The following is an 8,716-nucleotide window of genomic DNA, read 5'->3' as shown; positions in this document are numbered from 1 at the left end:
CCCGCCGACATTCAGCGCGCCCGCGTGCTCGCCCGAGCCGGCATGACGGCTGAGCGGTTTGAATCGATCCTGGCGAAACAGGTGCCCGACGCTGAAAAGCGGGCCCGCGCCGATTTCGTCATTCCAACCGGCGGATCGCTCGATGAGACGCGCGCGTCGGTCGCATCGGTCCTTGCTTGCCTCGACCCGCCACAGGGTGAATAAGGGGCCATGCGCGAGATTGTGTTCGACACCGAGACGACGGGCCTCAGCTTCCCCGGCGGCGACCGGCTTGTCGAAATCGGCTGTCTGGAAATGGTGAACCGGGTCGAGACGGGGCGCGTGTTCCATGTCTATCTCAACCCCGACCGCGCCATGCCGGCCGAGGCGCAGGCGATTCATGGCCTGTCCGATGCCTTTCTTGCCGACAAGAAGCGGTTTCACGACCATGTCGAGGAATTGATCGATTTCATCGGCGATGCGCCGATGATCGCGCACAATGCCGGTTTCGACTTTGCGTTTCTGAACGGCGAACTGGGCAAATGCGGCCGCCCGCCAGTGTGCATGACGCGAATGGTGGATACGCTGGGGATCGCGCGGCAACGACTGCCGGGGGCCAAGCATACGCTCGACGCGCTGTGCACCCGCTTCGGCATCGACCGCAGCCGACGCGTGCTGCACGGCGCACTGCTTGACGCGCAATTGCTGGCGCAGGTCTATGTCGAGCTGACGGGTGGCCGCCAGATTGGCCTCGGCCTGACGGCAGAGGCAGCAGGCGTGCCCGAAGCACCGTTGATCGCCCCCGCCGGGCGGGCACCGACACGCCCGGCGCGCATTTTTTCGGCGTCGGCGGAGGAACTTGCACGCCACACAACCTTTATCGCCGGTCTCAAGGATCCGCTTTGGGTCGTTGACGCCCCCGTGGCCGCAACCTAGGTCGCCCGCCACAGCAAAGAAGGAGAAGGAAGATGGACGTCCGTGTATCGGGACATCAGGTGGAAACCGGTGATGCGCTCAAGACCCACGTGACCGACCGTCTTCAGGGGATCGCTGATAAATATTTCTCGCGCGCGATCTCGGCACAGGTGGTTTTCGGTAAAGGTCCCCACGATCACGGCTTTACCTGCGACATCGTATCGCATGTCATGCAGGGCCTGATCCTCAAAAGCTCGAACCAGGGTCAGGACGCGCATGGCGCGTTCGACGGGGCGGCCGACAAGATCGAGAAGCAGCTTCGCCGCTATATGCGCCGCTTGAAGGACCGCAATGCCGGTCAGGCGATCGTCGCGGCCGAATCCATGGGCTATGACAATGGCTATGATGCCGGCTACACCGTATTCGGCGGCGATGGTGAGGACGAGATCGAAGTCGCCGATGCGCCGGCGATCATCGCCGAAACGCGCGTCGACGTGCCTTCGGCCAGTGTCAGCGACGCGGTGATGATGCTCGACCTTCGCAACACCAATGCACTGTTGTTCAAGAATGCCGGCACCGACACCTATAACATGGTCTATCGCCGCCATGACGGCACGATCGGCTGGGTCGAGCCGAACCGCGCGGGATAAAGTGACCGATCTGAGCGACCTGATCGCCCCCGACGCCGTGTTCATCGACATCGGCGTGGGCAACAAAAAGGCATTGTTCCAGACGCTGGGCACGCTGGCGGGCGAGGCGATGAACCTCGACCCGCGACGCGTAACCGATGGACTGGTCGCGCGTGAGCGGCTGGCATCGACGGGCTTTGGCGGTGGCATCGCCATTCCCCATGTGCGGATCGAGGGCGTCGCGCAGGTGCGCGGCGTTTTCGCGCGGCTCACGGGCGCGGTGGACTTTCAGGCGGTCGACGGGTTGCCCGTCGATCTGGTGCTGTTGCTCGTCTCTCCGGCCGATGCCGGGGGCGCCCACCTGAAGGCGTTGGCGCGGGTGTCGCGGCAGCTTCGCGACACCAGTTTTGCCGACAAGCTGCGCGGCGCGGGTTCATGCGACGCCATTTACGCGTTGCTCACCGGGGTCGAGGCGCGTGATGCCGCCTGAGCGATCGGGCGAGGCGGCGCATTTCCGCGCGCTCGAATCGCTCTATGCCGCCGCGCCGATCAATCACCTGTTCGAATCGCGGCTCCAGATCGCCGGGCCCGGGGTAGCGCGCATCCATTTCGACGTTGACGAGCGATATTTCCACGCTGCCGGGGCGGCACATGGGACCAGTTATTTCAAGCTGCTCGACGACGCCGCCTTTTATGCGATCAATAGCCTGGTGACCGACCGGTTCATGCTGACGACGCAGTTCAACCTGTTGTTCACGCGACCGTTATCGGCTGGTCCCGTCGTTGCCGAGGGCCGCTGGATCAGCGGCAAGCGCCGCGTGTTCGTCGGCGATGCCCGGCTGATCGATGCCGAGGGGGAGGAAGCCGCGCGCGGCACCGGCACGTTCATGCGATCACGCATCGCATTGGCGACGTTGCCCGGCTATTCGCGTTCATGAGCCGGTTGACCAGCGCGATGCGGGTGTCCGCGCTGGTGCGCCGCGTGAACGCCGTTGGCGGTAGCGCGATGGTGCTGGCGCGCGGCGATCCGATGAGCGGGGCGATCCTGATCCTGTTCCTCGATCGGGGCGAGCGCCCGCGATTTGGCGAGCGCGGACTCGGCGAGGATGGGCGGCTGATCGAATCAGGACCCCGCGGTGCCGATTCGCAAACCGTTCAGGCATATTGGCAACGCCGACGCGATCGGGACCCCGATTTATGGGTCGTGGAGGTCGACGTCGCAGAAGGCGAGCGCTTCGCCGACGAAACCATCGCGACGGGTTGACATCGCTGCGCCGCACAACGATTAGGCGCGCTCGTTTTGTTTGGCGTTGTGCCGACGGGGTGCGATCCCGGTGGTGACGCAGTCGGGGGGAAGCCCGGCGCCGGTGGGCCACCGATGAATTGGTGGTTTCAACCCGCGTCGCGCACCAACCGCATATGTACGATATGAAATGACGCAATGGGCACGCGCCGCATCGCTCGCGGCGGTGACATTCTGTGCAGCCATCTCGGTATGCATTTCAACGCCGGGCTTCGCGCTCGGTATGTCCGGTCAGGTTATCAACGCCGCCTATCCAGCATCAGTTCCGACACCCCCCTCGCCCATCGTCCCGGCCGAGTGGACGCACGAGGAACCAGGGGAAGCGGAACCCGTTGCCCTTGCCGACGCGTCGGCGGCGGCCGCGGATTTCGACACGCTGCGTGAAGCCGTATCGGCGCAGGCAGTGCCCGCGACCGTCGATCGTGAGCTGAAATGCCTGGCGACCGGCATCTATTTCGAATCCAAGGGTGAGCCGCTGCACGGCCAGCTCGCCGTGGCGGAGGTGATTCTCAACCGCGCGCGTTCGGGCCGGTTTCCCTCCGACGTGTGCAAGGTGCTGACGCAGCGCGGGCAGTTCAGCTTTGTGCGCGGTGGTCGCCTGCCGGGCGTGGCGACCAGCAGGGCGTCGTGGCGGACGGCGGTGGCCGTGGCACAGGTGGCCCGCCAGCGTCTGTGGGAAAGCGACGCGCCCGACGCGCTGTTCTTCCACGCGCGCCACGTCTCGCCCAGCTGGAACCGGGCCAAGGTGGCGATGCTGGGCAACCACATCTTCTATCGCTGAGCCTTCCATTCGTTCATGAATTGTTCTAGAGGCGGGTCATGGCCAGCCTTCCCGTTCCAACGATCCAGCCGATGGTCGCCGCCGATGTTTCGCGCGGTGTGTGTCGGCTGTTGTTGCGCCATGACCTGATGGCGATTGCCGAAGTGCCGCTCGATGGCGGGCGTCGCGCGGACCTGATGGCGGTGGATGCGGCGGGGCGGCTGGTGATCGTCGAGATCAAGGTGTCGCGCGCCGACCTGCTGGGCGACGGCAAATGGACCGATTACCTGGCCCATTGCGATCGTTTCTACTGGGCGGTGCCGGAGGGATTCGATACCAGCCCGTTCGACGGCGCGGCGTTTCTGCCCGAGCGGACGGGGATTATCATCGCCGATCGATATGACGCCGCGGTGCTGCGCGAACCCGCCACGCATCCCCTGCCCGCCCATGTCCGCAAGCGGTGCACGCTGGCGCTGGCAAGGCGTGCGGCGCGCCGGTTGATGGCGGTGATGGACCCCGACGGCATTGCCGCCGAAGGTTAGTCAGTTCAGCACCGGGCCGGTCGAACGACGTGCCGATTTGGCTGGAGCATCGGCCAGCAGCTTGGCAATGGCGGGCGACCGCGCGTCGCGCTTGGCGTAATCGCGCGCCGACATGCCGGCAACGATATCGGTCTTGTCGGGATTGGCGCCGGCTTTCAGCAACTGTCGAACCATTTCGAAACGACGCATCTGAACCGCGCGGATCAGCGGCGTTTCACCCGCGCTGTTGGCGGCATCCACATCGGCCTTGTAGCGGATCAGGATGTCGATCCCTTCGCCGAAACCGCTGGCGACGGCCATCAGCATCGGCGTTTCACCGCGCGAATCGCCGATGTTCGGATTCGCGCCCTTTTGCAGCAGGAATCGCAGGTAAACGGGGTCGTTGCGCTTGGTGACGATGTGCAACGCACCCTCGCCGTTGACCCTGTCGCGCGTGTTGATGATCGTCTGACCCGGCGCGCCGAGGATCTCGTTGACCTTGGTCCCGTCTTCCTTGCGTATCGCTTCGAGGAATTTGTAGCTTTCCGAAAATTGCTGCGCGGATGCGGGCATCGGCAGGGCGATGGCGCCGACCGAAAGCGTGCCGAGGAGAAGGGCGGGGACAAAGTTACGGATCACGGGCAAACGTTCCTGTTGGGCGATGGCTTGCGGATCGTTCGCTAACAGATCATGGCTGGCGATGCCATGAATGAACGCATCTTTCGCCGCGCCCCGCGCGCCGCCCTGCTTTCGCTCGGCCTGCTGATGTCCGCGTGCAACGCCGCTGGCCCGGTCGAGGCGCCACCGCTGGAAGGGGCGCGCATCGGTGGGGCGTTCACGCTGACCGATCAGAATGGGCGTCAGGTGTCGGATCGCGATCTGGCGGGCAAATGGCGCGTGATGTATTTCGGCTATACCTTCTGTCCCGATGTCTGCCCGGTCGACATGGCGAACATCACCGCGGGGCTGAACGCGTTCGAGAAAACCGACCCCGAACGCGCCGCGCGCGTCGTCCCGGTTTTCGTGACGGTCGACCCCCGGCGCGACGATCCGGCGGCGCTCAAGCAATTCGTGTCCAATTTTCATCCGCGCACCGTCGCTCTGACCGGTAAGCCTGAAACGATCGCGGCCGTCGGCAAGGCCTTCGCCATCTATGCCGCGCGCAAGGAAGGGGCGACACCGGGTAGCTACCTGATGGATCACAGCCGCCAGGTTTATCTGATGGACGGGGAAGGGCGCCCGATCGCCCTCGTCCCCGCTGACGAAAGCGGGCAGGCGGTGGCCGACACGCTCGACAAATGGGTGCAGTGACCACGGGCCGCTTCTGGGAGGATGTGCCGCTCGACCAGCTCGACCGCGCACAGTGGGAGGCGCTGTGCGACGGCTGCGGCAAATGCTGCCTGCACAAGCTGGAGGATGAAGACACCGGCGAACTGGCGGCGACCAATGTGTCGTGCCGGTTGCTCGACCGGGAAACGGCGCGCTGCAGCGATTACCGCAATCGCCGCGCCTATGTCCCCGATTGCATCCGGCTGACCGCGCGCGCGGTGATGCGCGGCATCGCGTGGCTGCCCTCGACCTGCGCCTATCGCCTGCGTGGCGAGGGGCTGGCTTTGCCTGAATGGCATCATCTGGTCTGCGGCGATCCGGATGCGGTTCACCGCGCGGGGGAATCGGTGCGCGGCTGGACCGTCAGCGAACAGGATGCCGGCGATTGGGAGCATCATCTGATCGACCGCCCGTTGTGAGCGGGATCGAAGTCGTGCGCCATCCCCGCGCGCGCCGGATGCGGCTGTCGGTGGATTCCGCCAGTGGTGTGGTGCGGCTGACGCTGCCACCGCGCGGATCCAAGCGCGACGGGCTGGCCTGGGCGCAGAGCAAGCGCGACTGGATCGAGGCGCAGCGCGCGCGCCTGCCGACGGCGACGCCCTTTGTGTCCGGCGCGGTCATCCCGTTCGGGGACGGGACGCTGCACCTTGAGTGGGATGCGGGCGCACCGCGAATGCCGCGCAGCGATGGCGAGCGGCTGATCGTCGGCGGACCGGTCGACGGCTTTTCGACACGCGTGGAACGCTGGCTCAAGCGACAGGCGCTGGCGGCGCTGACCGACGAAACCATGACCGCCGCCGTCCGCGCCGGCGTGCCGGTCGAACGCGTGGCGATCGGCGATCCGCGTGCGCGCTGGGGCAGTTGCTCGTCGTCGGGGACGATCCGGTATAGCTGGCGCCTGATCTGCGCGCCGCGCGCGGTGCTGGCCTTCGTGGCCGCGCATGAAGTCGCGCATCGGCGGCACATGAATCACGGTGCGGCTTTTCACGCGCTGGAGGCCGAACTGCTCGGCCATGATCCGCGTCCGGCAACGGCGTGGCTGCGCCGCCACGGCGCGGCGCTTCACTGGTTGGGGAAGCCGGGGTCCTGATATTCGCGCGGCGGTGGTCGCCGTGGTTCGCGATAGGGCGGGGGACGGCGCTCTTCCGCCGGGCGGCTATCCTGCGGTGTCCGACCCAGTGCGCGGTCGATCCAGTCGCGGTCCAGCCGTTCGTTGGCGCGTTCGTCCTCCACCGGCGGCGGCGCATATTCGCCGCCTTCCTCGCCGGGGGTCACGAAATCGCCCTGTCCGGGTGCGGGCGCCTGGTCGAGCGGATAGCCATCGGGACCGACGAACAGACCATTGTCGGGTTCACCGAAATAGCTCTCGTCATCGGGTTCGACCTGCCATTCGGGCAGCGTCACTTGCGTCTCGAACGGTTCGACGGGCCGTTTTGCAACGGCAACCTTCATGAAATCGGCAAAGGCGCGGGCAGGGGCACGGCCGCCCTGCAATCCGCCGACCGCGCGCGCATCGTCGCGCCCCATCCAGACCCCGGTCGTCAGACCGCTGGAAAAGCCCATGAACCAGCCATCCTTGTTCGAACTGGTGGTGCCGGTCTTGCCCGCGACCGGACGGCCGATTTGCGCCGCACGACCCGTGCCGGTGGCGACCGCCGACTGGAGCAGGTCGGTCATCTGCGCGGCGACGAACGGCGCCACCAGCACGCGCGACGTATCGACCTCGTGCGCGTAGATAACCTGGCCGTTCGCGGTGACGCGGGTGATGCCATAGGGCGTGACCGCGACGCCGCGATTGGCCACGCTGGCATAGGCGCGCGTCATGTCGATCAGGCGGACATTGCTGGTGCCCAGCACCATTGCCGGCTGGGTGTTGATCGGCGTGGTGATGCCGAAGCGGCGCGCCATGTCGGCGACCGCGCCGAAACTGACCTGCTGGCCAAGCTTTGCGGCGACGGTGTTCACCGAATAGGCAAAGGCCGATCGCACATCCATCGCCCCGGCAAAGCGGCCCGAACTGTTGCGCGGGCTCCAGCCGTTGATGCTGACGGGTTCGTCGATGACCTGATCGCCCGGCCGGACGCCCGCTTCCAGCGCGGCGAGATACACGAACAGCTTGAACGCAGAACCCGGCTGGCGTGTCGCCTGGGTCGCGCGGTTATAGTTCGAGGTGACGTAATCCTTGCCGCCGACCAGCGCGCGCACCGCCCCGTCGCGGTCGAGTGCGACCAGCGCCCCCTGTGCGCCGGCGGGCGCGTGCGCGCCGATCGCCCGATCGCCCGCCGCCTGCATCGACAGGTCGAGGGTGGTCCACACGTCCAGCGGCGCCTGTGTCTCGTCGATCAGCATTTCCAATTGCGGCAGCGCCCAGTCGGTGAAGTAACGCACGCTGTTCTGGCGCGGTTCGGGCGCCATCTTGACCTGGGTCGGTTCGGCGGCGGCGGCCTCCCCCGCGCTGATCGCGCCGGTTTCGACCATCAGGTCGAGGACGACGCCCGCGCGACCCACGGCGGCCTCGGCATCGGCGGTCGGCGAATAGCGGCTGGGCGCTTTGACCAGACCGGCGATCACCGCGGCTTCCGAAAGCGACAGGTTGGTCGCGGGGTGCTGGAAAAAACGGCGCGACGCCGCGTCGATGCCATAAGCGCCGCCACCGAAATAAACCTTGTTCAGATAGAGTTCGAGGATTTGGTCCTTCGAGAATTTCCGCTCGATCGCCAGCGCCAGGATCATCTCGCGCAGCTTGCGACCGAAATCATATTTGTTCGACAGAAAGACCGTGCGCGCCACTTGTTGCGTGATGGTCGACGCACCCTGCAACCGCCGGCCGGTGCCGCGATTTTCGATCGCGGTCTTGACCGACCGCGCGATGCCGATCGGGTCGACACCCCAATGTGACCGGAAACGCCGGTCCTCGACCGCAACCATCGCCTGGCGCATGACCAGCGGAATGTTGCGATAGGGGATCCATTCGCCATAGCTCGGTCCCAGCGATACCAGAACCGTGCCGTCGGCGGCATGGACGCGGATCATCTGGCCGTTGGGTGATGATTTCAGATCGTCGAAGCTCGGCAACGACGTGCGCGCGGTATACACCGCAATCAGCAGCGCCAGCCCCGCGATCAGCACGGCCGCGCCGCCCGCGATCAATGTCCAGATGGCGACACGGCGCCAGCGCGGCACCGGTTGCTTGCGCGGGCGCGACGGGTTGCGGGGCTTGGAAGGGGGCATCGCGTTTTGCGATTAGGCGGGCAGGGGCATGGGCACAAGCGCCGCTTGC

General features: G+C 66.1%; 13 protein-coding genes. 11 read left to right on the top strand and 2 right to left on the bottom strand.

Going from position 1 to position 8,716, the window contains the following annotated elements; translation table 11 throughout:
* From VL973_RS13730 to VL973_RS13695, 8 genes are all read left to right on the top strand, one after another.
* A partial coding sequence (locus VL973_RS13730; protein ID WP_414712252.1) for a dephospho-CoA kinase occupies nt 1-204 on the top strand: 204 nt, incomplete at its 5' end.
* A gap of 6 nt (nt 205-210) precedes the next feature.
* On the top strand, nt 211-915 hold the full coding sequence (gene dnaQ, locus VL973_RS13725) for a DNA polymerase III subunit epsilon (protein WP_325284592.1): 705 nt from the start codon (nt 211-213) through the stop codon (nt 913-915).
* Nucleotides 916-947: 32 nt separating this feature from the next.
* Nucleotides 948-1,544: a ribosome hibernation-promoting factor, HPF/YfiA family gene (gene hpf, locus VL973_RS13720; protein ID WP_325284591.1), complete on the top strand. Its 597-nt coding sequence runs from the start codon at nt 948-950 to the stop codon at nt 1,542-1,544.
* Between the two features lies 1 nt (nt 1,545).
* Entirely contained in the window at nt 1,546-2,013 is a 468-nt protein-coding gene (locus VL973_RS13715; RefSeq protein WP_325284590.1) for a PTS sugar transporter subunit IIA, read from the top strand.
* Nucleotides 2,003-2,461 carry a PaaI family thioesterase gene (locus VL973_RS13710; RefSeq protein ID WP_325284589.1) on the top strand — a complete coding sequence of 153 codons (459 nt, stop codon included), beginning with the start codon at nt 2,003-2,005 and terminating at the stop codon, nt 2,459-2,461. The genes VL973_RS13715 and VL973_RS13710 overlap by 11 nt, the downstream gene beginning before the upstream one ends.
* Complete coding sequence (locus tag VL973_RS13705; RefSeq protein ID WP_325284588.1) at nt 2,458-2,787, top strand: DUF1491 family protein; 330 nt, start codon at nt 2,458-2,460, stop codon at nt 2,785-2,787. Before VL973_RS13710 ends, VL973_RS13705 begins: the two co-directional genes overlap by 4 nt.
* Before the next feature lie 262 nt (nt 2,788-3,049).
* Complete coding sequence (locus VL973_RS13700) at nt 3,050-3,607, top strand: cell wall hydrolase (protein WP_325284587.1); 558 nt, start codon at nt 3,050-3,052, stop codon at nt 3,605-3,607.
* Nucleotides 3,608-3,645: 38 nt separating this feature from the next.
* Nucleotides 3,646-4,128 carry an MmcB family DNA repair protein gene (locus tag VL973_RS13695; protein WP_325284586.1) on the top strand — a complete coding sequence of 161 codons (483 nt, stop codon included), beginning with the start codon at nt 3,646-3,648 and terminating at the stop codon, nt 4,126-4,128.
* On the opposite strand, the gene VL973_RS13690 is transcribed toward VL973_RS13695, so the two are convergent.
* Nucleotides 4,129-4,746 (bottom strand): ankyrin repeat domain-containing protein, encoded by a 618-nt coding sequence (locus tag VL973_RS13690; RefSeq protein WP_325284585.1) that lies wholly within the window; start codon nt 4,744-4,746, stop codon nt 4,129-4,131.
* Between the two features lie 66 nt (nt 4,747-4,812).
* Between VL973_RS13690 and VL973_RS13685 the strand changes: the two genes are divergently transcribed.
* The 3 genes from VL973_RS13685 to VL973_RS13675 are packed head-to-tail and all read left to right on the top strand — an operon-like array spanning nt 4,813 to nt 6,526.
* The gene (locus VL973_RS13685; protein WP_325284584.1) at nt 4,813-5,418 is read left to right on the top strand and encodes an SCO family protein; all 606 of its coding nucleotides are present in this window, start codon (nt 4,813-4,815) and stop codon (nt 5,416-5,418) included.
* Nucleotides 5,406-5,855 (top strand): YcgN family cysteine cluster protein, encoded by a 450-nt coding sequence (locus VL973_RS13680; RefSeq protein ID WP_325284583.1) that lies wholly within the window; start codon nt 5,406-5,408, stop codon nt 5,853-5,855. The genes VL973_RS13685 and VL973_RS13680 overlap by 13 nt, the downstream gene beginning before the upstream one ends.
* A gap of 38 nt (nt 5,856-5,893) precedes the next feature.
* Nucleotides 5,894-6,526, top strand: coding sequence for a M48 family metallopeptidase (locus VL973_RS13675; protein WP_414712253.1), 633 nt, complete (start codon nt 5,894-5,896; stop codon nt 6,524-6,526).
* Here VL973_RS13675 and VL973_RS13670 read toward each other — a convergent pair.
* On the bottom strand, nt 6,499-8,667 hold the full coding sequence (locus VL973_RS13670) for a transglycosylase domain-containing protein (RefSeq protein WP_325284581.1): 2,169 nt from the start codon (nt 8,665-8,667) through the stop codon (nt 6,499-6,501). The two genes, VL973_RS13675 and VL973_RS13670, sit on opposite strands and share 28 nt — an antisense overlap.
* Nucleotides 8,668-8,716 lie beyond the last annotated feature (49 nt).

The organism is Sphingomonas sp., assembly GCF_035490575.1.
Classification (GTDB): Bacteria; Pseudomonadota; Alphaproteobacteria; order Sphingomonadales; family Sphingomonadaceae; genus Sphingomonas.
This window is presented reverse-complemented; position numbering and strand designations above follow the sequence as displayed.

Bases quoted from the DNA above. Each gene is read 5' to 3' on its own strand.
- dnaQ (WP_325284592.1), top strand. From the start codon at position 211: ATGCGCGAGATTGTGTTCGACACCGAGACGACGGGCCTCAGCTTCCCC.
- hpf (WP_325284591.1), top strand. From the start codon at position 948: ATGGACGTCCGTGTATCGGGACATCAGGTGGAAACCGGTGATGCGCTC.
- VL973_RS13710 (WP_325284589.1), top strand. From the start codon at position 2,003: ATGCCGCCTGAGCGATCGGGCGAGGCGGCGCATTTCCGCGCGCTCGAA.
- VL973_RS13705 (WP_325284588.1), top strand. From the start codon at position 2,458: ATGAGCCGGTTGACCAGCGCGATGCGGGTGTCCGCGCTGGTGCGCCGC.
- VL973_RS13700 (WP_325284587.1), top strand. From the start codon at position 3,050: ATGTCCGGTCAGGTTATCAACGCCGCCTATCCAGCATCAGTTCCGACA.
- VL973_RS13695 (WP_325284586.1), top strand. From the start codon at position 3,646: ATGGCCAGCCTTCCCGTTCCAACGATCCAGCCGATGGTCGCCGCCGAT.
- VL973_RS13685 (WP_325284584.1), top strand. From the start codon at position 4,813: ATGAATGAACGCATCTTTCGCCGCGCCCCGCGCGCCGCCCTGCTTTCG.
- VL973_RS13680 (WP_325284583.1), top strand. From the start codon at position 5,406: ATGGGTGCAGTGACCACGGGCCGCTTCTGGGAGGATGTGCCGCTCGAC.
- VL973_RS13675 (WP_414712253.1), top strand. From the start codon at position 5,894: ATGCGGCTGTCGGTGGATTCCGCCAGTGGTGTGGTGCGGCTGACGCTG.
- VL973_RS13670 (WP_325284581.1), bottom strand. From the start codon at position 8,667: ATGCCCCCTTCCAAGCCCCGCAACCCGTCGCGCCCGCGCAAGCAACCG.